At 38.4% G+C, this 22,863-nt stretch carries 22 protein-coding genes, 3 pseudogenes, 1 riboswitch and 1 other annotated feature; all 25 genes and pseudogenes read left to right on the plus strand.

Annotated elements, in window-relative coordinates; translation table 11 throughout:
• Positions 1-131 precede the first annotated feature (131 nt).
• The 25 genes and pseudogenes from FCI53_RS02485 to obgE all read left to right on the plus strand — a co-directional run bounded on the left by FCI53_RS02485 (position 132) and on the right by obgE (position 22,850).
• Positions 132-1,334, plus strand: a complete 1,203-nt coding sequence (locus FCI53_RS02485) for a type II secretion system F family protein (protein ID WP_138415513.1) — start codon at positions 132-134, stop codon at positions 1,332-1,334.
• 70 nt (positions 1,335-1,404) lie between these two features.
• Positions 1,405-1,489, plus strand: a riboswitch (cyclic di-GMP riboswitch).
• Positions 1,490-1,583: 94 nt separating this feature from the next.
• Complete coding sequence (locus FCI53_RS02490) at positions 1,584-2,009, plus strand: prepilin-type N-terminal cleavage/methylation domain-containing protein (RefSeq protein ID WP_138415515.1); 426 nt, start codon at positions 1,584-1,586, stop codon at positions 2,007-2,009.
• A 32-nt stretch (positions 2,010-2,041) separates the two neighbouring features.
• Positions 2,042-2,482 carry a competence type IV pilus major pilin ComGC gene (locus FCI53_RS02495; RefSeq protein ID WP_138415517.1) on the plus strand — a complete coding sequence of 147 codons (441 nt, stop codon included), beginning with the start codon at positions 2,042-2,044 and terminating at the stop codon, positions 2,480-2,482.
• 62 nt (positions 2,483-2,544) lie between these two features.
• Positions 2,545-3,300 carry a prepilin peptidase gene (locus tag FCI53_RS02500; protein WP_138415519.1) on the plus strand — a complete coding sequence of 252 codons (756 nt, stop codon included), beginning with the start codon at positions 2,545-2,547 and terminating at the stop codon, positions 3,298-3,300.
• A gap of 15 nt (positions 3,301-3,315) precedes the next feature.
• Complete coding sequence (gene pilM, locus FCI53_RS02505) at positions 3,316-4,287, plus strand: type IV pilus biogenesis protein PilM (RefSeq protein WP_138415521.1); 972 nt, start codon at positions 3,316-3,318, stop codon at positions 4,285-4,287.
• Between the two features lie 12 nt (positions 4,288-4,299).
• Positions 4,300-4,851 carry a PilN domain-containing protein gene (locus FCI53_RS02510; protein WP_138415523.1) on the plus strand — a complete coding sequence of 184 codons (552 nt, stop codon included), beginning with the start codon at positions 4,300-4,302 and terminating at the stop codon, positions 4,849-4,851.
• The gene (gene pilO / locus FCI53_RS02515) at positions 4,848-5,465 is read left to right on the plus strand and encodes a type 4a pilus biogenesis protein PilO (RefSeq protein ID WP_138415525.1); all 618 of its coding nucleotides are present in this window, start codon (positions 4,848-4,850) and stop codon (positions 5,463-5,465) included. Before FCI53_RS02510 ends, pilO begins: the two co-directional genes overlap by 4 nt.
• Positions 5,466-5,679: 214 nt before the next feature.
• A complete protein-coding gene (locus FCI53_RS02520; protein ID WP_138415527.1) occupies positions 5,680-6,642 on the plus strand; it encodes an SPOR domain-containing protein in 963 nt (320 codons plus the stop codon).
• A 419-nt stretch (positions 6,643-7,061) separates the two neighbouring features.
• Positions 7,062-7,631 carry a Maf family protein gene (locus tag FCI53_RS02525; RefSeq protein ID WP_138415529.1) on the plus strand — a complete coding sequence of 190 codons (570 nt, stop codon included), beginning with the start codon at positions 7,062-7,064 and terminating at the stop codon, positions 7,629-7,631.
• A 66-nt stretch (positions 7,632-7,697) separates the two neighbouring features.
• Positions 7,698-8,168, plus strand: a pseudogene (gene radC / locus FCI53_RS02530) (RadC family protein); the annotation flags it as partial.
• 561 nt (positions 8,169-8,729) lie between these two features.
• Positions 8,730-10,542 (plus strand): annotated as a pseudogene (locus tag FCI53_RS02535) (reverse transcriptase/maturase family protein).
• Positions 10,543-10,645: 103 nt separating this feature from the next.
• A pseudogene (locus FCI53_RS02540) lies at positions 10,646-10,849 on the plus strand (JAB domain-containing protein); the annotation flags it as partial.
• Between the two features lie 244 nt (positions 10,850-11,093).
• Positions 11,094-12,134 carry a rod shape-determining protein gene (locus tag FCI53_RS02545; protein WP_138415531.1) on the plus strand — a complete coding sequence of 347 codons (1,041 nt, stop codon included), beginning with the start codon at positions 11,094-11,096 and terminating at the stop codon, positions 12,132-12,134.
• 13 nt (positions 12,135-12,147) lie between these two features.
• On the plus strand, positions 12,148-13,032 hold the full coding sequence (gene mreC / locus FCI53_RS02550; RefSeq protein WP_138415533.1) for a rod shape-determining protein MreC: 885 nt from the start codon (positions 12,148-12,150) through the stop codon (positions 13,030-13,032).
• Positions 13,032-13,568 (plus strand): rod shape-determining protein MreD, encoded by a 537-nt coding sequence (gene mreD, locus FCI53_RS02555; RefSeq protein WP_171038030.1) that lies wholly within the window; start codon positions 13,032-13,034, stop codon positions 13,566-13,568. The genes mreC and mreD overlap by 1 nt, the downstream gene beginning before the upstream one ends.
• Before the next feature lie 31 nt (positions 13,569-13,599).
• A complete protein-coding gene (gene minC, locus FCI53_RS02560; protein ID WP_281279496.1) occupies positions 13,600-14,286 on the plus strand; it encodes a septum site-determining protein MinC in 687 nt (228 codons plus the stop codon).
• Positions 14,279-15,076 carry a septum site-determining protein MinD gene (minD, locus tag FCI53_RS02565; RefSeq protein ID WP_138415538.1) on the plus strand — a complete coding sequence of 266 codons (798 nt, stop codon included), beginning with the start codon at positions 14,279-14,281 and terminating at the stop codon, positions 15,074-15,076. Before minC ends, minD begins: the two co-directional genes overlap by 8 nt.
• A gap of 279 nt (positions 15,077-15,355) precedes the next feature.
• Positions 15,356-16,135: a peptidoglycan DD-metalloendopeptidase family protein gene (locus FCI53_RS02570; protein WP_171038031.1), complete on the plus strand. Its 780-nt coding sequence runs from the start codon at positions 15,356-15,358 to the stop codon at positions 16,133-16,135.
• Complete coding sequence (locus FCI53_RS02575) at positions 16,122-16,994, plus strand: M50 family metallopeptidase (RefSeq protein ID WP_138415542.1); 873 nt, start codon at positions 16,122-16,124, stop codon at positions 16,992-16,994. The genes FCI53_RS02570 and FCI53_RS02575 overlap by 14 nt, the downstream gene beginning before the upstream one ends.
• 624 nt (positions 16,995-17,618) lie before the next feature.
• Positions 17,619-19,079, plus strand: a complete 1,461-nt coding sequence (locus FCI53_RS02580) for a ribonuclease E/G (protein WP_138415544.1) — start codon at positions 17,619-17,621, stop codon at positions 19,077-19,079.
• Positions 19,080-19,115: 36 nt separating this feature from the next.
• Positions 19,116-19,188 (plus strand) — a sequence feature (ribosomal protein L21 leader region).
• 13 nt (positions 19,189-19,201) lie between these two features.
• Positions 19,202-19,510, plus strand: coding sequence for a 50S ribosomal protein L21 (gene rplU / locus FCI53_RS02585; protein ID WP_138415546.1), 309 nt, complete (start codon positions 19,202-19,204; stop codon positions 19,508-19,510).
• 11 nt (positions 19,511-19,521) lie between these two features.
• Entirely contained in the window at positions 19,522-19,851 is a 330-nt protein-coding gene (locus FCI53_RS02590; RefSeq protein WP_138415548.1) for a ribosomal-processing cysteine protease Prp, read from the plus strand.
• 14 nt (positions 19,852-19,865) lie between these two features.
• Entirely contained in the window at positions 19,866-20,156 is a 291-nt protein-coding gene (gene rpmA / locus FCI53_RS02595) for a 50S ribosomal protein L27 (protein WP_077621370.1), read from the plus strand.
• Positions 20,157-21,019: 863 nt separating this feature from the next.
• Positions 21,020-21,553, plus strand: coding sequence for a Spo0B domain-containing protein (locus tag FCI53_RS02600; RefSeq protein WP_138415550.1), 534 nt, complete (start codon positions 21,020-21,022; stop codon positions 21,551-21,553).
• Between the two features lie 16 nt (positions 21,554-21,569).
• Positions 21,570-22,850 carry a GTPase ObgE gene (obgE, locus tag FCI53_RS02605; RefSeq protein WP_138415552.1) on the plus strand — a complete coding sequence of 427 codons (1,281 nt, stop codon included), beginning with the start codon at positions 21,570-21,572 and terminating at the stop codon, positions 22,848-22,850.
• Positions 22,851-22,863: the final 13 nt, after the last annotated feature.

The raw sequence follows: 22,863 nt of genomic DNA on the forward strand, positions 1-22,863 counted from the left end.
GCACTTAATTGAATCTTAATTAAGAATGATCGGTGAAAGAAAACACATAAAAATAATATAAGTAATGAACAAATACATAGCTTATGCTAATTAGTTGAAAAAAAGTTTTGGAAGAGAAAAGAGGTGAGCGGATGGCTTATTTTCGTTATAAGGGTAGGGATCGTTTAGGAAAAGCGAAACAAGGGAAAATAAGTGCTGAGAGCAAACAAGAAGCAGTTGCGAACCTAAAGCTAAACGGCGTCATTGTCTTCCAAATCGATGAGCTTAACAGCATATTATATAAAGAAATTCATTTCGGGAAAAAGGTGAAACATAAAGATTTTGTCATCTTCTTGCGGCAATTTTCCACCTTAATTGATGCGGGTGTAACTCTCGTAGAAGCAACAACGATCTTGCAAGAACAAACAGACAGCAAGCATATTAAAAGCTCTCTAGCAAAAATTACCGAACACCTAGAATCGGGCGAAACCTTATCACAGGCAATGGAACGATACGATGACATTTATCCAAGCCTATTAACAAACATGATCCATGCTGGTGAAGTGAGTGGTAATTTAGATGAAATCCTTGATAATATGGCAACCTATTATGAAAAGCAAAACCAATTACGCCAAAAAATTGTCACGGCTTTAACGTATCCCTTAACGGTTGGTGTATTTGCGTTGTTGATTTCCATCTTTCTATTAACCTTTATTGTGCCAACCTTTGCCAACATGTTTACCTCGATGGGAGAAGATTTACCAGCCTATACGGCTTTTATTTTAGGTTTGAGTGATTTTACGAGAAGCTATTGGTGGGTATTACTGTTACTCGTCATTTTAGCATTTATTTTAATACGATATTTGCTTTCTAAACCAAATCTAGCTTATCGACTAGATGTACTTAAGTTAAAAACACCAATCTTTGGAGATCTCTTGCAAAAGGCAGTATTAGCTCGAATGACGCGAACGCTTAGCTCGTTACTCAATAGCTCTGTACCGATTTTGCAAGCCGTACAAATTGCCGACCGCGTGATTACTAACCGTGTGGTGAAAAAAGTGTTGCAAGATAGTCAAACATCATTGGAACAAGGGGAATCATTAGCAACACCAATGAAAGACCATTGGGTGTTTACCAAAATGGTGACACAAATGATTGCAGTTGGCGAACGATCCGGTTCCTTGGATGAAATGTTAAGTAAAGTTGCAGATTTTTATGAAGAAGAATTAGATCATGCAACAGATAAAATCAAGTCTTTAATCGAACCAATCATGATTGTGATCCTTACCGTTATTGTTGGTGCCATCGTCCTAGCAATTATAATTCCAATGTTCTCTCTATTTGAGAATATTTAACAGCATAATTTAGTAAAAAAGTTATAGACTAAATAGTACAACATAGTATAATATAGGTGAGGGAAATAGAATCAACAACAGAATGCGATGAATGGTTATCTTGATATGGGCACTTGGATAATCGGGAGCAAGTAGTGCAACCGACTGACATCATAGAATTATGTTGTTGGTCTTTTTTTAAGCGCAAAAACAAACAACAGTTGTTCAGTCATCGGATCCATTAAATATGTATCATGGAGGTTATAATTCATGTTGAGAAAATGGACAAGAATGTTAAAGAGTCAAAAAGGTTTTACGTTAGTTGAGCTATTAGCAGTTATTGTGATTTTGGGGATTATTGCTGCGATTGCTATACCAAGTATTGGTGGGATTATTAACAACACAAAAGATGATGCGCACGATTCAAATGCAATTATGATGATAGAGGCTGCAAGATTAGCTGTTGCAAGTGGAGATCTTTCAAGTGGAGATACAATTACGCTTCAAGAGTTAGTTAATGAAGGCTATCTAGAGCAGGTTCCAAGTAACCCTGAAGATGGGGGTTATTCGGGTGAGGTTGAACTTGATGATGATGGTAATGGAAATATTACTTATACTGTAACTTTAACAGATGAAGATGGAAGTACACCTTACGTTACTGCACAAACATTAGAGGAAATACAAGCTAATGATTAATTGAGAGTTCATAAGGGAGAGGAGAAAAAGTAATGAAGAGATTTTTAAACAGGATTAAAAGTGAAAAAGGTTTTACATTAGTGGAATTGTTAGCAGTAATTGTAATTTTGGGGATAATTGCAGCGATTGCTGTTCCAAGTATTGGTGGAATAATTAGTAATACTAAACAAGATGCACACGAGTCTAATGAAATTATGTTTGAAGAAGCAGCTCGTTTAGCTTTTGCGAGTGGTGAGAATTTCGATGAAAATAGTAATGATGGCGATGAAAATGACAGTTACACACTAAAGTTTCTAAAGGATAAAGGTTATCTAGAAACTATCCCTCCATATCCACAAGATGATACTGAAGAATATAATCCGGATTCTAGTTATGTTACTGTAGATTATTCTAAAGATGGATCAGATAATCATACTGCTAGCTATACAGTTGAAACCGATACTCGAGATATCTCAGCAGACCCAGAGGGGTAATATTTGGTTTAATAAAACCCTACTAAGGGGTTCTTTCATCTATAAAACAGGGAGACCAAACCATGCACCTATTCCTAACAATATACATGTTTCTCATCGGCACAATCTTCGGTTCGTTTTTTAATGTGGTTGGGCTTCGGGTTCCGAAGCGCAGCCTTTTTGCGTCTCAACGTTCGTATTGCCCTAATTGTCACCACACCTTAGCCTGGTTTGAATTAATTCCAGTCCTCTCTTATTTGTTGCAAGGTGGGAAATGCCGCAATTGCAAACAAACGATTTCACCGATGTATCCCATAATTGAACTTGCCACAGGGATACTGTTCGCCTACAGTTATATCCATTTTGGATTGCAACTTGAACTCATTATTTCATTGCTACTTATGTCGGTATTGGCTATTATTGTAGTAACAGACCTTACATATATGCTCATTCCTGATCGAATTTTACTTTTTTTTCTTCCATTATTCATTGTTGGTCGTCTAATGGTGCCACTTGATCCGTGGTGGTCCTCAGTTACCGGTGCCCTATTTGGTCTTGGGATTGTGGCCGTTGTGATTTTTGCTAGTAATGGTGGCATGGGTGGCGGTGATATGAAATTATTAGGTTTAATTGGCCTTGTTTTAGGTTATAAGCTAACAATCGTTGCCTTTTTTCTGTCGACCTTATATGGCTCAGTGATCTGTGGCATATTATTAGCACTGAAAGTAATTGATCGAAAAAATCCAGTTCCGTTCGGTCCATTTATTGTATTAGGAACGATTACGAGTTATTTCTTTGGACAGGCATTAATCGATTGGTATCTAGCTATTCTCTTTTAAAAAGTAGGTGAAGTAGTGTTAAATCGAGCAAAGAAACACGTTAATTTAATTATAAAAGATCAAGTCATTCGTTATACCGTTTCCAAACAGTCAACAGTGGACGGAATTATCGATTATGGGGAAAAGTTTTTTACAAATGGTGTGGTAGAAAATGGTAAAATTGTCAATGAGAAGGCTTTTACCTCTGTGTTAGAAAGTCTTGTGCGTGAGAAAAAATGGCGTCATAAAAACGTCTTTTTCTGCGTACCTGATGCATCGGTTTCGATCCGTGAACAACTTGTTCCGAAAGAGTTGGCCAAAGAAGAAATAAAAGATTATATTCATATGGAATTAGAAGATAGTATTCGTTTGCCATTTTCCAATCCTGCGATTGATTTCGAAATTTTAGGAGAAGAAAACGAACAAACGAAAATTCTGTTATTTGCCTATCCAAAGGAACGATTGCAACAATATTTACAAGTGTTCAATGCAGTTCGTTTAAAACCAGTTGTTGCGGATATTTCCTCGTTGTCATTATACCGTCTCTATTATCAATTAGATCGAGCGGCCACAAAAGAACACCTTTTGTCGGTTCAATGGGACAAAGATTCGTTAGTGCTAACAGCTTTTAATCATCATAAGCCAATGTTCACGCGTTTCCTAAAAGCATCCTTAGATACGAATTCCTGGCAATGGAGTGTGGCTGACAATGAATTGTTATGGTCGGACGAAGCAATGCCATTGGAGGGCTATGAACAAGATCAGTTTGTAACAATTGAACGATTTATGGATTTTTATCGTTATTCCGTCATGCAGGGAGAGCAACAGATTACGAAAATATTATTATCTGGGGATTATCCTTATTTAGACCGTGTGGAAAAATCATTGCGCGAACGGTTAGACATTAAGATTGAACCAATCGCTATGCATGAACAACAGCTACGTATTCCAGCCAAGTTTGCTGATGTCGTCGGACTTTCGATAAAAAATACTGCGATCAGATCGTGAGGGTAACGATAAATGATTGTTGAAATTAATTTTTTAGATCCAAAAAAGAAAAGAAATATGGTACCGTATTTGCTTGGATTGATGACGGTTGCCTTTTTGACAGCATCTGGTTACTGGATGTTTCAAGAATATCAAAACTTACAAGAGCAACAAGCACAATTGCAACAAGAGATAAATGAAAATCGACAAATACAACAAGAATATGAAAGTAGAACAAATTTAGCAGCAAAACGGTCACAATTAAATGAACAGATTACACAATTGGAGCAGGAAATTTTTCCAACTGTACCACTATTAAAACAGATGGTATCCATGTTACCGGAAACAGGCTATTTTGATAATTACTCCTTTAGTTTAAACAGTGATATTAGTTTAGTTTTACGTGTTGATCGTTTAGAAGATGTGGCAGCCTATATGCATTCATTGGAAAGTCAAGCCTATGTGGAAAGTGCTGATGTTTCCAATATAAGTGTGAACACCGCCAATGAATCCCGTACGTATATCGCCTCTTTTCAAGTTAGTATCGATCAGTCCGTATGGATGGGGGAGGTAGATGAGCGATGAAATTTACTTGGAACAGACGCTACACCTATCTTTCGTTAATCTTATTGGCGTTCGTTATACTAGTTCCTGTTCTAATCTATATATATGTTCTCTCTCCAGTCGAATCAGAGGTTCGGCAATTAGAGGAACAGCTACAAGTACAAAAACAAATACTTGCTGAAGGGGAACAAACGGAGGAAGAAGACGATTTAGAGAATTCTTCAGCCTTACAAGTTAAATTGCCTGTCACTAAAGCTAATGATCAACTGTTAATGTTACTTAATCAATTGGAGCAAGACACTAATAGCACCGTCACTAGTTTTTCAATCAATTCAAATGACTCGACAAATACTATGATAAGTAGTGATTTATCGGTAATTTCCTATCAACTTCAACTAACATCACCAAGCTACGAAAGTATGGAGTTGTTTTTAGAAAAATTAAGTAATTTAGAGCGAATTGTTACGGTTACAAGTATTAGCTTCTCTTCCACATCTGCTGCTGATATGAGCTATTCTGTTGCCTTTTCGGCATACTATGATCCTGCATTATCAGAACTAGAATCAGAAACACCGTCCTATGATTACACGCCACCATCTCAAAAAAATAGTCCCTTTCCGGTCGAAACGGAATGAATATTTAAGCGGAAGATTGCAACATTTTGTTGTAATCTTCCGTTTTGCATTTGACAAAGGTCGCCTTACTTTTCGTTTCTAGTGTGATAGAGTTATAAAAACAAAGCGAAACAAGCCATCCAAACGTGCTTTTTTAATAGGCTATTGGTAGAGGATAAACGCAATTGTGGTTATAGTTCAATCGACAAAATTAAGGAAAAGGAGTGGGTGTAACATGAGCAAACAACCAACCGTTTCAGTACGAATGAATGGTGAAAAAACGGATATGTTTTCCAATCAAGAAGACGAATCCTTTACAGCTTATCAAGAACAGGCAGCGACTGTGGAACAACGGTTTCGTCCCGAAGACCTAGTCGAGTATGAAAAAAATGATGATATCGATGATGATTGGTATGTAGAGAAGTATCGAAAACGTAAATTGCCACCAGGTTTTAAAGTGTTTGCTTTTGCAGCATTAGCTGCCATCATAGTTGGTGTTATATTAGGTTTTGTTAGTTTGCGAATGTTTGCTGGTATTGATGACAATCAAATGCAATTAGCGCAATCTGTGCAAACTTTACCGACAGATGGAAATGGGTCAGCTACAACAGATGGACAAGCATCTGATGCAGCTAATAGTGGTAATAATTCGAATGCGGTTCAAGTTCCATTAGAGCCATTATCAGCGGTTGTCATTCAAGGTGGTGTGTTTTCCTCACATGCAAAAGCAGAAGAATGGCAACGGCAATTCAATGATGCGGGTTATCCAACTATGATATGGGAAACAGCTGACGGCCAATATCGTTTATTTGCAGGACTTTTTTCTAGCGAACAAGCAGCAGATTTAACTGTCGCTGATATGGGGGCAGATGGTTTGGAAGCGTATGTTCGTCCATGGCAACCAGAAGTATCAACAGCTGAAATAGCGCCATCGGAACAAGAATGGCTTGAAACATTTACAGCACAGTGGCAACAAGCGATGGAAGTGCTCCAAAGTGAAGGAACTTTATCTAATGAACAAGGCGGGTGGGAAGATTGGTTGTCTAGCTATCCTGAAACAGCCTCGACTCAAACCGAATCCTTACAACTTTCGGGCCAACAACTTGTCGAGAATATCGGTAGCGAACAGTCAAGTGCAACATTGCAAATGGATTTGCTTCAGCTATGGCAACATTATGTTGCACTTGGGCATAATTAAATGTCTAATGAAAAGTCTGGTGATCTCCGGGAGGATCACCGGGCTTTTTTATTGCTTTTGGTTGAGTGTTCGTTCTCACGGTAGACTCGCAGCCGAAAGAAGTCTGAATCGATCGAGAGAAGTCGTCGTACGATAAATTCACGAGCTAAAGTATAGTCAGAAACAGCCGTCACAGGTCTTTTCATGGTACGAAAGCTAAAATTTCGTGACATAAGTAAAAATATGCCAAATTAATCAAAGAAACAATAATTACTCTTTTCTCTAGTAGAAGGTTCATTTGTTTCTCCAAAACACTAGTAGAAACCTTAAAAACTGGGCATGATGGGATGGAGAAAACCGTTAATTAGACATTTGTTAATAGCGGCAAAAATCGGTATGATAAGAATACCTGATACGATGTTTGAAAGGTGGAACACACAATGCCTACGTTATTATTAGCTTCTGGATCACCACGCAGGAAGGAGTTATTACATCAAGTTGGATTGCCTTTTCAAGTAGTAAAACCAGATGTTGATGAAACAATGGTGGACAGCACGGATCCGGCACAACTAGTTAGCGAACTAGCAAGACGTAAGGGGGAAGCAGTTACGATTGAGGATGACCAAGTTGTGATCAGTGCGGATACGATTGTAAGTTTTCAAGACCAAATCCTAACAAAACCTGACAATCGAGCAGATGCTTTTGCCAAGTTGGCGCAACTACGTGGAAAGTGGCATAAAGTCTATACAGGGGTGATGATTCGTTCCTTAACGAAACAACGGACTTTCATGAATGAAACTTCTGTACAGTTTTGGGATGTATCGGATAAGGTCCTAAACGATTACCTTGCTACAGGGGAGTGGAAGGATAAAGCGGGAGGGTATGGGATTCAATCAAGTGGAGCCGTATTCGTCAAACAACTAATCGGTGATTACTATAATGTTGTTGGATTACCACTGTCAGTCGTTGTTCGTGAATTGCAAACCTTTGGGATTTCTCCCTTTCAATAGTCGGTTGGGAACTCACATTCAAGCCAAGGAATAGGAGGTCATCTATTGTCCAAAGCCAGTGTAACCATGAAAGATATGCCCAAGCAAGATCGTCCCCGTGAACGCTTATTGAAATACGGCCCATCGCACCTCTCGAATCAAGAGCTACTTGCAATCCTACTAGGTACTGGAACAAAAGAAGAATCGGTAGCCATTCTAGCCCAACGTGTATTAATGCATTTTGAAGGATTAAATTTATTAAGAGAGTCGACAATTGAAGAATTAACAGCGATTAAAGGAATTGGCTCGGTTAAAGGTGTTTTATTGCTTGCTGCCATCGAATTTGGCAAACGGATGCACCAATTTAAACCACATGAAAGGTATGTAATTCGAAGTCCAGAAGATGGAGCCGATTTTGTGATGGAAGAGATGTGTAGTCTGAATCAAGAACATTTCGTTTGTCTTTTTCTTAATACCAAGAATCAAATTATTCATCGTCAAACCATATTCATTGGTAGCTTGAACGCCTCCATTGTACATCCCAGAGAAGTTGTGCGCCCATAAGGGCATTTAGAAAATCTGCTTTAGCAAAGCAGTAGGGAAATATCACAATGAACACCCTATCATCAGTCAACTTATCCTGAAAGGAAACTGAACGGGGAGTGTAGCATGTTGACAAAGCCATAAGTTGTCTAGTTATCAAGACACGACTGAATGGCAAGATGAAAATTCATAGACAAGGATGAAAGCTGAATTGCTTAAATGATAGCTCAAGGGGGACCACGGGGACCTTCAGCGGGAGATAACGATATACGCTGTACGATATATGCATGTTTCTTATAAACTTCGAGAAACATGAAGTGATACTATTTCGACCAACTTCCATATAGAAGAAACGAGCGAAAGTCACATCCGAAACTATGAAAAAGCTATGTTTCTAAATGTCTAAATGGGGATTGCCTAAGTTGGAATGCCGAGTATGGCTATGACAATCGTGTCTGAATATCCAATATGGCAACGGAGCTCTCGTAGTAGTCTGAGATAGGGAAAGCCTATTACATGGCGAAGGAGAGCAGTTTATCTAGTTTAATACCAAATTGGAAAGGAGCGCGAGGCTCTATGAGAAATCCAAAAGTAGTATTAAACAGTCTAACTTCCAAAGCACAAGATGATACGTATATATTCGAACGACTGTATCGAAATCTGTATAATATCGAGTTTTATCTAGAAGCCTATGCCAAGCTTTATCCTAATAAAGGAAGTAATACAAAAGGTATTAATAATGGCACAATCGATGGAATGAGTTTAGAAAGAATCGGGCGTCTAATTGAAAAAGTAAGAGAACAAACATATCAACCAAACCCAGCACGAAGAACATATATCCCAAAGAAAAATGATAAAACACGACCTTTGGGTATTCCGACTTTTGAGGATAAACTCTTGCAAGAGGTTGTTCGGCGAATTTTAGAAAGTATCTACGAACCTCAATTCTCAAATCATTCACATGGTTTTCGACCAAATCGTAGCTGTCATACTGCCTTAAAGGAAATACGCAATACTTTTACGGGTACGAGATGGTTTATTGAAGGTGATATAAAAGGTTTCTTTGATAATATCGACCATCATGTATTAGTTGAACTTTTACGGAAACGCATTAAGGATGAAAAATTAATAAATTTAATTTGGAAATTCCTAAGAGCGGGTTATGTAGAAGATTGGACATTTCACAAAACGTACAGTGGGACACCTCAAGGTGGAATCATCAGTCCATTACTCTCGAATGTTTATCTGCATGAACTAGATAAATATGTAGAACAGTATGCATCGGACTATAACATAGGTGAAAAGCGTACGCATAATATTGTCTATCACAATATAGCCTCAAAAATAGCAAAACGTAAAAGCAATAACAAACGTGATTGGGAACGAATAACCAAAGAAGAAAAGGCTGAAAGGCTTGGAGAATTAAAAGCTCTATACAAAGAACTTCAAAGCCATGATAGCAAAGACCTTTTCGACCCAAACTATCGTCGAATGAAATATACGAGATATGCAGATGATTTTATCATCGGTATCATCGGTAGTAAAAAAGAAGCTGAACAAATCAAGATAGACTTAACAAACTACCTTGCAGATAAACTCAAACTAGAACTAAGTGTGGAAAAAACGTTGATAACACACAGCCAGAAAGATGCAAGATTCCTAGGATATGACATTCGAGTAGCAAGGGATTGGCATAGAATGAAAATGCCGAATGGTACAAAGAAACGCAAGTTTAATTATCAGACCAAGCTATTCGTTCCTCATGAAAAATACATTAAAAAACTCATCGATTTTGGAGCATTAAAGATTGGCAGCAACAATGGATGGAAACCTGTTCATCGTCCGTATCTAGTGCATAATGATGATTTAGAAATCCTTCGAACATACAATGCGGAAATTGAAGGTCTATATAATTACTATCGATTAGCAAGTAATGTACATGTACTTCAATCATTCCGGCAAACAATGAAATACAGCATGATTAAGACGTATGCTAATAAATACAGAAGTACCGTTAGTAAAATTATTGCCAAATATAAAATAAACGGGAAATTCGGTATACGTTACGAAACGAAGGATGGTCTCAAAATAGCCTATTTTATGGAACAACGAATGGAGAAAAACTCGGAAATAAAAAACAGTCAGTAGATACAATCGAAAATACAATCGTTTACGGTGGTAGAACAAGTCTCATAGAACGCCTTTTAGCTAAAAAATGCGATTGGTGTGGCGTAGGAAATGTTCCAATGGAAATGCACCATGTCAATAAGCTTAAAAACCTGAAAGGAAAGAAACGATGGGAACAATATTTATGATTGCCAGAAACCGTAAAACAATTGCGATGTGCGTGAAATGCCACCACGACTTACACAATGGAAAGTTAGACTGATAAATGGAAAGCCGTATACTCTGAGAGGAGTACGTACGGTTTGGAGGGGAGTTCTCGGAAACCTAACGCAGTAATGAGTAAAGGCGCTGGGTACTTACCCTACTACCGCGAAGCAGTGAAACGTTCTGCAGCCTCAATCATTTGTGCCCATAATCACCCTTCTGGCGACCCAGCACCATCCCAAGAAGATATTCATGTTACGAGACGTTTGTCTGAGTGTGGTAAAATGATTGGGATTGAGTTATTAGATCATTTGGTGATTGGGGATCATAAATTTATATCACTTAAAGAAAAAGGGTACTTATAGTACTATTCATTTTTGTATTTTTCTCGTATAATAAAATAGACAATTTTTTCTAATCAGCGCCAATTTACAAGAATTGCTTGTAATTGGCGCTTCTTGTCCTTATTATTACAGGTTGTTACATCATTCTTTTCTTCATAGTTCGAGAAGTGTTTTTGGGATTAATTGCATGTAATGAATGGTATAGATGTAGTAAAACGTACATATAACGGTAAATAAAAGAGTTTTTTTAGAGAGGGAGATTAAGTTGGGACGATTTAGCTTTTCGCAAGATTTAGGGATTGATTTGGGTACGGCAAATACCCTTGTATATATAAAAGGAAAAGGGATCGTTGTACGCGAACCATCTGTTGTTGCTAAAAATATGTCAACAGGGGATATTGAAGCGGTGGGTAGTGATGCAAGAAATATGATTGGACGCACACCTGGAAATATTTCTGTGATTCGACCAATGAAAGACGGTGTCATTGCAGATTATGATACAACTGCAGTAATGATGAAATACTATATTAAGCAAGCGCAAATGAAACGTTCCGCTTTTGCGAGAAAACCAAATGTGATGGTTTGTGTTCCATCAGGGATCACCATGGTTGAAGAACGAGCGGTCATTGATGCAACCAAACAAGCTGGCGCCAAAGATGCTTTTCCAATCGCTGAGCCATTTGCAGCAGCCATTGGAGCGGGACTGCCTGTATGGGAACCAACAGGTAGTATGATTGTTGATATTGGTGGAGGTACAACCGAAGTGGCTGTTATTTCGCTTGGAGGGATTGTTACAAGTCGCTCGATCCGTATAGCTGGAGATGACATGGATGAAGCGATTATTCAGTATGTAAGAAAGAACTATAATCTTATGATTGGCGAAAGATCTGCAGAATCGATTAAAATGGATATAGGTTCGGCGACGACGCCAACAGAAAATGAAGAAATGGATATACGAGGGAGAGATTTAATCACTGGTCTTCCGCAAACAATTACAATTACTGCTAAAGAAATTACCAACTCGTTACAGGATACGGTTGAAGCAATTGTAGAAGCAGTGAAAACAACGTTAGAAAAAACGCCACCAGAATTATCAGCGGATATTATGGATCGTGGAATTGTGTTGTCAGGTGGAGGAGCATTATTAAAGAATTTAGATACAGTATTAAGTGATGAAACGAAAATGCCTGTATTTGTTGCAGAAGAACCGCTTGATAGTGTTGCGATTGGAACAGGAAAGTCGATTGAATATATTCAGCATTTTCGTTCCCATCCAAATGTATCCACTCGTTCCAGATCGGAATAAGTAGGTGTAAGTTATGTCTTTTTTTCGCAGAAAACGTCTTTTTATTATTCTAGTCGGATTTATTATACTTGTTGGACTAATTGGTTTTTCATTACGTGATCGCGATGAATTATCCACTTTTGAGCAATTTTTACATGATACAGTTGGTTGGGTGCAAAATACCATTCAAGTACCTGTGCAGTTTACAACAAGTTTAATTGCAAATATCGAAGAGATGAGAAATGTATATGACGAAAACCAAATTTTAAAAGCAAGACTTTCTCAGTATAAAAATGTCCTTTATGAGGTACAGGAGTTAAGACAAGAAAATGAAGAATTACAAACAACATTAAATAAAACAGAATCGATTACCGATTTCGAGCCGATTCAAGCATCGGTTATTGCACGTAGTCCTGAACAATGGTTTAAAATGGTTAAAATTAATAAGGGAAAACAACATGGAGTGGAACCTAACATGGCAGTAATTACAGGCGATGGAATGATAGGAAAGATTCAATCGCGTTCACAGTTCACCTCAACTGTTTTACTGTTAAATGGATTTGATCGTTCGAATCGTATCTCTGTTAATATTGACTTGACTGATGATGAGGAAGATATGACAGGCTTTATTGTGGGATATGATGAGGATGAAGAGGCACTATTATTAGAGTTGAATCAATCCCAAACAGATGTGTCTGAGGGTGAGTTAGTTTTTTCATCAGGAATGGGTGGGGTGTTTCCAAAAGGCCTAAAAATAGGTACAATAAAAGAAGTAACCCCAGGAAAGTATGGGTTAACGCAAGTAGCATATGTAGAACCATCTGCTGATCTTTATAATATGAATCACGTCATCGTTGTTGATCGATCAGCCGCTATGCCAGAAGACAATGGAAATACCCAAGCAGGGGAGGAAGAATAATGGCACGTATATACCTTCCTCTTTTCTTGTTACTTTTATTAGTGATTGAAGGTGTAGCGCTTGATTTTTTACCACAACGTATCTTTTCAGAACAATGGATTATTATTCCACATTGGTTATTAGTATTTTTACTCATGATTGCTGTTTTTTATGATTTTGAAAATACTTATTTTTCCGTTTTATATGCGATTATTTTCGGGATGTTAATTGATATTGTTTACACGAATGTATTAGGTGTTTATATGTTTTCTTATGCTTTGGTTGTTTATATTATTCATGGGATGAAAAAATTATTGCATCTTAACTTGTTCGTTGTCTTGTTATATACCGTTATAGGAATTAGTTTAGCTGACTTTTTCATATTTACCGTATATTTATTTATCGGAGCAGATTCGATTTCATGGGAAGCATATGCATCTACTCGTTTACTCCCAACCTTAATTGCAAACGGATTGTTTCTGTTCCTTATTTATCCGATAAATAGGAAATTAATCCAATGGTCGATAGAGCGCGATGAAAAGGCCAAATCTAGTTAGTACAGAAAATAAATATTGGGGTGAACCTATCGTGATAGGCAACAAGCAACTCGTAACGATTAAAGGCACTCGTGAGGGTCTCACGTTATATATGGATGACACATGTTCATTCCAAGAGCTCCTTCACGAATTGGATCATGTTTTATCGACCAATAGTGTTGATAAAGATGAACCAATGATTACGGTTACGATTCAACTTGGTAACCGCTATTTACATAAAGAACAAGAAGAACAACTTCGTGAAGTCATCCGAAGTAAAAATAAACTAGTCGTCGATTCAATTGAGTCGAATGTCATCTCCAAAAACGAAGCACTTGAATGGAAAGAAGAAACCGACATAAAAACGATTACAAGGATTATTCGATCGGGACAAGTAGTGGAAGTGAAAGGTGATTTATTGTTAATTGGTGATGTGAATCCAGGAGGCAAAATCGCTGCCAGTGGCAATATTTTTGTGCTAGGTAGTTTAAGAGGTGTTGCCCATGCTGGAGTGAACGGTAATCGTGAAGCAGTGATTGCAGCATCTTATATGAGTCCAAGCCAATTAAGAATTGCGGACTTCATTAGTAGGTCACCTGATTATGAATCAGAAGGCATTTACATGGAATGTGGTCTGGTAGATGAAGAAAAATCCAAAATAGTCATCGATCGTCTTCAAGTTCTTTCGCAAAAACGACCGGATTTAAACGGGTTTGAAAGGAGAATTTTAAATGGGTGAAGCAATAGTTATTACATCAGGTAAAGGTGGTGTGGGTAAAACAACCACCACCGCAAATTTAGGTACTGCATTAGCATTGCTAGATAAAAAAGTATGTTTGGTCGATACTGATATTGGTTTACGAAATCTTGATGTGATCATGGGACTTGAAAACCGGATCATTTACGATATCGTTGATGTTGTGAACGAAAGATGCGGTTTGAAGCAAGCGTTAATAAAAGATAAACGTTTTGATTGTTTATACTTACTTCCGGCAGCCCAAACAAGTGATAAATCTGAAGTATCTCCAGAAGGTATTGAAAAAATTGTTAACGAGCTAAAACAAGATTATGATTATATATTAATCGATTGCCCTGCTGGTATCGAACAAGGGTATAAAAATGCTGTTGCAGGAGCTAGCAAAGCTATTGTGGTAACAACTCCTGAAAAATCTAGTGTGCGTGATGCAGATAGAATCATAGGTTTGTTAGAAAAGGAAGACATCGAACCACCACATTTAGTTGTCAATCGGATTCGCAATCATATGGTGAAAAATGGAGATATGCTAGATGTGGATGAAATTGTACAAGTCCTTTCGATTGATTTATTAGGGATTGTTGCCGATGATGATGAAGTGATAAAAGCATCGAATCACGGTGAACCTGTCGCCTTTCAACCAAATACACGAGCGTCGATTGCTTATCGTAATATAGCACGAAGAATTTTAGGAGAGACCGTCCCACTATTATCACTTGAAAATGAGAAAGGTATGTTTTCCAAAGTGAAAAAATTCTTTGGTATGCGCTCCTAATCGTTCCTCGATCTATTAATCTTTCAAAACCGCTTAGCTTAATGCTGAGCGGTTTTTTTATGGTGTTTTTTTGCCGATGGGGCAAAGTTGCTTGCTCAACAAAGAATTGGCTGAAATGCTAGCTTATTAGTGGAATAAATGTCCACCAAATTTTTTGTGGCCTTTACTGCTTATACTAATGCTAGACCAGATGCTCATAAACCGTTGCGAAACTATATCGCATATATTCTCTCTCTCCTTCATAGACTTGTACAAATCCCATTACGAAGGAAAGTGAGTATGATGAAAAGAGATGTAAAACAAGTACGCAAAAATATTGCAAAGCGCAAGCGCGAAAAATCACTTAGTAGTAGTCAAATGAAAGTACCATGGAAATTCTCACCTGCTGCTTTCCCTCAAGATGAAGAGAAACATGGTTATGTTCCATTTGCCACCGAAGACAGCAATCCTAATCCAGATATGAAGGATACTTTCATTACGTCGTTAATGATGAAGAGTATTTTGGCTGGAATTTTATTTTTTAGTGTGGCAATTTTTGTTCGAATGGACATTCCGTTGTTGGAGCAACCAAAACAATGGACAAGTCATGCATTAACGGAAGAATTTCCGTTTGCAACAGTTAATCACTGGTATCAACAACAATTCGGGATGCCGTTAGCTATAACACCTGACCAGTCCCCACAAATCACATCAGAAGGTTTAGTGCTACCTGTTAATGGAACAGTTAGTCAAAGCTTTCAAGCAAATGGACAAGGGATTATGATTAATACAACGGAAACATCTAAAGTCTTGTCCATCGACAAAGGGACCGTTATTTTTGCAGGGAATCTCCCTGAAACAAACAAAACCGTAATCGTGCAACATAAAGATCGGAGTAACACAGTTTATGGAAATCTAACGTCTATTAATGTGCATCAGTATCAATTTATTTCAAGTAATGAAGTGATAGGGGAATTTGATCCCGCTGAAACCGATGTGAAAGAAGTATTTTTTGCAATTGAGAAGGACAACCAATACATTGATCCAGTACAGGTGATGCAAGTTGATGAACGCCCTTAGAAGACACTTACCACCATTGCATATACATCCAATTCTTTGGGTATTCATCATCATATCTATGATGACGGGTACTTTTATGGAAATTTCGGTCATTTTTTTGATTGTCATTATTCACGAGTTGGGTCATTATACGGTTGCCAAATGGTATAATTGGAGGATTCGAAAAATTAGTTTATGGGTTTTCGGTGGTGTTATGGAAACCGATGAACATGGTAGCAAGCCGATTAAACAAGAACTGCTGATTGCTATTGCTGGTCCACTTCAGCATATTTGGATTTACGGCTTGTTATTTTTTTGCTCAACTTACGGAATATTACCAGAATCCGTTATTGCAGTTGCCTTAAAATATAACACAACCATTCTTATATTTAATTTGTTACCTGTTTGGCCGTTAGATGGGGGGAAAATGCTCATGTTACTATATTCTTCCCTTTTACCTTATCGACAAGCGCATTCGCTTACGATTATCAGTTCCTCAATGTTCGCTTTTATTTCTCTAGTTATTTTTTTATTGTTTTATCCATTTACGTTAAGTACGATTTTACTTGTTGGTTTTATCTTATGGGAAAATCGACTAGAATGGAAACGAAGGTATTATACTTTTATACGATTTTTATTAAAAAGACACCGAGATCCTTTACTTACAAAAAAAGTCCGGCCAATTGTTGTTGATCATCATACACCATTGCCACACATCTTTGGTCGTTTTCGGAGAAATTGTCAGCATACCATCTATGTGAAAGATAATCGTTTTTCTAATCTTGTAGAAGAGAAGCATTGTTTGCATGCTTATTTTAATTTGAAACAATATTACGCAACCGCTGGGGAAGTATCAAGTGCAAGAGATTGGCGAAATTAAAGGTATATGGTTTGTCGTATAAGCTGAATTATGCGACATAACCTTCGAATTTTGCTCTGTACTATTCTGATTGAAACAAGTGATATACCATCGCTGCGGCAGAATACTCCGCTTTCCATGGGCACGGCCTCAGCTAACTTGGTAAAGAAAGCCACTTTACCAAGTGGATCTTCGACTCGTGCTGTTCCCATAGGAGTCTACGTATTCTGCCTTCGCTGGTGTGAGTTTTCTGATTAATGATAAGTGCGTATACATAATCATTCAGAGGGAAATCTATTGTAATTATTAATTACATATGAAACAACCACTCTTCAAAGTTAAATGCACTCGAACAGCGGAGGAAATACACGGAGACTCCCGAGGCCCGGCAAGGGTTATACAGGCGTTGTCCGACAAGGACGGTTTTAGCCTGTAATCCTTAAAAACCATCGGTGGGACCCCGCAGTGAGGTACGGACGAGGAGGCTCACCAGCCCCCCCACAGGAAAGCGTAGTGTATTTCCGCAGCGCCGTACAGCAACTAACCTTATTAAGAATGGATATGTGCAGTTATGTCGGATAATACAGCAAATGCGACATTGGATGAGCAAAATGAACAAAGTTTTATGAAAAGAGGATAAAGACAATGCGAACGATCTATATCCAATCACTTCCAACTGAGAAGTTGGGAGTAGTGGTAGAAGAAAACAAAGTAAAAGAAGTGGTAATCGACCGACCTGGTCTTATAAGTCAGGTCGGTAATATTTATGTCGCAAAAGTAGTGAATATTGAAAAAGGCTTGCAGGCTGCGTTCGTTGATTTTGGAGAAAGTAAGTTAGGCTTTCTACCAGGTAATGAATTGCCTGAAGCACGTAAAGAAGGGCATAAGCCAATTGAATCTATTATTACCGAAGGACAGAAGTTACTTGTCCAAGTACAAAAAGATGCTTACGGGGAAAAGGGAGCACGTTTAACAGCCAATCTTACCATACCAGGTATTGCCATGGTGTACCTTCCTTATGGGAGACAGGTAGCTGTATCAAGAAAACTTCCTGAAGAAAGGCGCGTGCAATTAAAGCAAAAAATTGAACCACTCCTGCAAGAAGAGGAAGGGGCAGTCATACGCACTGCAGCCCAAAATTATAATGTTGATACGATTTATCAAGAGTGTGTTTATTTACGAGAAAAGTGGCAGCAGTTGGAACAGAAGAGCAAGTCGCTTCCAGGACCAATCGTTATTTTTGAAGATCGAGCTGTACCAGATCAATTAGTACGAAAATTTCCACCAAGTAGTATACAAGGGATTCATGTGGATCGCTCCCAACTTGCTAATCAAATAAGACAGGCGTATCCATATGTGAAAGAGGTAGTCGAGTGGGACAAGCATTTGGAACAACATTTGCCAACAACATTCAATCAGTTAATAGTTGATGTGGTTGACAGTTCTGTCTTAATGCAAGGTGGAATTGAATTACAAATTGAACAAACAGAGGCATTGACAGTTATAGATGTTGATACAGGTGGTTACACTGGCAAAGCAAATAAAAACCAAACCGTTGTACACGCCAATCGCCAAGCAGCTACTGAAATTGCTCAACAAATTCGATTACGAAATATTTCCGGTATTATTGTAATCGATTTTGTCGATATGAAGTATGAGTCAGACCAAAATCAGGTTATCCAATCACTAAAAAAAGAATTAGCAAAAGATCCCGTCCGTTCGGAAGTTGTCGGTTTTACAAAGCTAGGTTTATTAGAAATGACTAGAAAGCGAGAGTCCTATACATCAGCCTATGTTTTGCTTGATCAAACTGTCAAAAAGACTCACTTTTCTTATGCGACGTATGCCTTTATGTTAGAAAGAGAACTGTTAAGCTATCAGGGAAGTCAAGCAGAGGCGATATATATTGAAATGCATCCGAGTGTTTATCAAGCATTTGTTAAATGGGTAAATATGGAACAAGTTAGTCAATTGATCCATCAAGAAGTGTTTGTGAAAAAATCAAAAGGGATGGCTTCCTATCAAATTAGGTTAGCTGGTAGTGATGCCTTAATTCAAGAACATCTAGCAGATAAAAATAGACAGGGCGTTGACAAACTTTTTTAACCTATGGTAATATTAGTCTGTTAAACATCGTAGCACCCGTTGCTACAACCGCGCAGAACAGGTTTTTAAGCTATTACATAGCACCTGTATGGCGAGTCTGAGTCCTAAGGAGGTGCAGAAGTATGTACGCTATTATTGAAACTGGTGGAAAACAAGTCAAAGTAGAAGAAGGCCAAGAAATCTTCGTAGAAAAAGTAGAAGGTGAAAATGGTGAGTCTGTAACTTTTGACAAAGTTGTTCTTGTTGGTGGTGACGATGTAAAAGTCGGCGCTCCATATGTTGATGGTGCATCCGTAACGGCTAAAGTTGAAAAACAAGGTCGCGGGAAGAAAATTGACGTCGTCAAATTCAAAGCAAAGAAAAATTACCATCGTAAACAAGGTCACCGTCAGCCATATACAAAACTTACCATTGAAAAAATCAACGCGTAAGGGTAGTATTTATGATAAAGGTGAGTATTTACCGCAATAATGAAAGTATCGATGCTTTTGAACTGAGTGGCCATGCAGAGAGTGGCCCGCACGGACATGATTTAGTTTGTGCCGGTGTATCAGCGGTTTCCTTTGGAGCCGTTAATGCAGTGATAAAGTTATGTGAGATTGAACCTATGATTGATCAAGGTGGCGAAGGTGGATATTTACGTGTAGAACTTCCAAGTAATTTGGAACAAGCTATACGAGATAAAGCCGAATTGCTTCTAGAAGGGATGCTTGTATCTCTTGAGACAATTGAACGCGATTATGGTCAATATATATCCATCTCTGAAAAATAAGGAGGTGCAACACAATGCTACGTCTAGATTTACAGTTTTTCTCTCAGAAAAAAGGTCAAGGTAGTACAAAGAACGGCCGTGACTCTGAATCGAAACGCCTAGGAGCCAAACGTGCTGATGGTCAATTCGTTACTGGTGGATCTATTCTTTACCGTCAACGCGGTACGAAAATCTATCCAGGAGCAAACGTAGGCCGTGGTGGAGACGACACACTATTTGCTAAAGCTGATGGTGTTGTTAAATTTGAACGTTACGGACGCGATCGCAAAAAAGTGAGCGTGTATCCAGTAGCTCAAGAAGCGTAAATCACAAAAAGAACTCTAACCTCGAGTTAGAGTTCTTTTTTTATGCACTAAATACTTATTTGGTTGTTCCTTTAATAGAAAAAGTTATTAAAGGCTGTTTTTGTGGAATATTAGCTGTATTATACGACATAACCTTTGTAATTTTGCTCTCCGACCATTCTGATTGAAATAAGTGATATACCATCGCTACGGCAGAATACTACGCTTTCCATGGGCACGGCCTCAGCTAACTTGGTAAAGAAACCACTTTACCAAGTGGATCTTCAGCTCGTGCTCTTCCCATAGGACAAGGAACGCTACGGCAGCGATACACCGCACGCAGAAAATTGGTCTTTATTTTCAAGGAGTCTCCGTATTCTGCCTTCGCTGTTATAAGTTTTCTGGTTATTGATCGATAAAATATTTTATAAATTAAAAAATAAATAAATTACTGTAATGGTGTTTTATAACGTGCCATGTAACGTATTATATGGTTTTATCAGGCTTAGCACTAAAAAACTTCAGAGTACTAGAATAAGCGAAGGAAATACACGGAGACTCCCGAGGCCCGGCAAGGGTTATACAGGCGTTGTCCGACAAGGACGGTTTTAGCCTGTAATCCTTAAAAACCATCGGTGAGACCCCGCAATGAGGTACGAATGAGGAGGCTCACCAGCCCCCCACAGGAAAGCGGAGTGTATTTCCACAGCGACTTTTAGCACTCTTTTTTTAGAGGAAGTTGCAAGTATTATGTCGTAAAATACAGCTTATGTGCAGTAAGTCAATCTATTCTGTTCCACCGATGCCGATGCAATCAAGTAAACGCTATATTTTTCTATCTCGGAAATTTTTGCTATAATTTTCTTATTGCTTAGGGGGAGAAAATGATGATAACTGAAGAAGAAGCGATTGAGTTGTTGCGTCACTATCGACATGATTGGATGAATCAAGTTCAATTATTACTTGGATATGCTTCAATGGGTAAAATGGATAAAGTTCAAGAAAAGTTGAAAGAAAATGTCGCGCTTATGGATCAGGAGCGAAAGATTACAAACTTACGTATACCCAAAACAGCACTTTGGGTAATAAACTTTAATACGCAGTATGAAAATTTTAGATTAACCTACCGAGTGGAAGAAGAATCGGTTGATCTTTCCGACCATGATGATCGTTTACATAATCAACTGCAACAAGCAATGAATGTGTTTCACTCGTTTGGAGATCCATATGAACTTTATCATGGACAACTGTTCATTAAAGGAAACAATCAAACAAATGCATTAATAGAACTTGCATTTTCTGGCGCATTTCGTCAAATAAATAACATAGAACAACAATTACTAGCAATCGACGGATTAGAAGTAACGTTTTCGTCTATTGCAGAGGACCAATGTACAATAAGATGGGTATGTAAATAAAAGAGGTGAACAATCGATGTTTGTCGATCAGGTTAAAGTATATGTGAAAGCAGGTGATGGTGGGAATGGACTTGTTGCCTACCGTCGCGAGAAATATGTACCAAAAGGAGGCCCTGCTGGTGGTGACGGCGGAAACGGTGCCGATATCATATTTGAAGTTGACGAGGGCCTAAATACGTTAGTAGATTTCCGTTATCAAAAACATTTTAAAGCGCCACGTGGTGAGAACGGGATGAGTCAAGGAAAACATGGAAAAAATTCAGATCCACTTGTTTTACCAGTTCCACCAGGTACAACCGTAAAGGATGATGATACTGGTGAAGTAATAGCGGACTTAACCGAGCATAAACAACAAGCAATCATTGCTAGAGGAGGCCGTGGTGGTCGAGGTAATATTCGCTTTGTCAGTCCAAGAAATCCAGCACCAGATATTGCCGAAAATGGCGAACCTGGACGTGAGCGCTACATCCGAATTGAATTGAAATTGATTGCCGATGTTGGTTTAGTTGGTTTCCCAAGTGTTGGTAAATCAACCTTATTATCGGTTGTTAGTGCAGCGAAGCCAAAAATTGCGGATTACCATTTTACAACACTTGCCCCTAACCTAGGTGTTGTCGAAACAGAAGATCAACGTGGATTTGTGATGGCTGACCTACCAGGCTTGATTGAAGGGGCACATGAAGGGGTTGGACTCGGCCATCAATTTTTACGACATGTGGAACGAACGCGTCTGATCGTTCATGTGCTTGACATGGCAACAACTGAGGGTCGTGATCCGTATGAAGATTATGTGACGATCAATAACGAGTTAAAAGAGTATGATATTGCGTTAGAAGATCGACCACAGATTATTGTTGCTAACAAGATGGATATGCCTGGAGCCGAGGAACAACTCGAACAATTTAAACAACAACTGACAGATGACTATCCAATTTATCCAATATCAACAGTAGCACGTACCGGTGTGAAAGAACTGCTGTTTGCAATCGCAGATAAATTGGACGAGATTCCAAAAGAAGCGAAACCACTTGAAGAGAAAGATGAACGAGTGATTTACCGTCACTATCAAGAGCAAGAACCATTTACAATCAGTCGAGATGACGACGGGGCATTTGTGTTGTCTGGTGAACGGATTGAGACATTATTTAAAATGACGGACTTTACACGGGACGAAGCAATTCAACGCTTTTCCCGACAAATGCGTGGTATGGGTGTAGATGAAGCATTGAGAGAACGAGGAGCAAAAGATGGAGACACCGTTCGATTAATGGATTATGAGTTTGAATTCATGGATTAATGGACACGAGTGC

Source organism: Aquibacillus sediminis (assembly GCF_005870085.1).
Lineage (GTDB): Bacteria > Bacillota > Bacilli > Bacillales > Amphibacillaceae > Aquibacillus_E > Aquibacillus_E sediminis.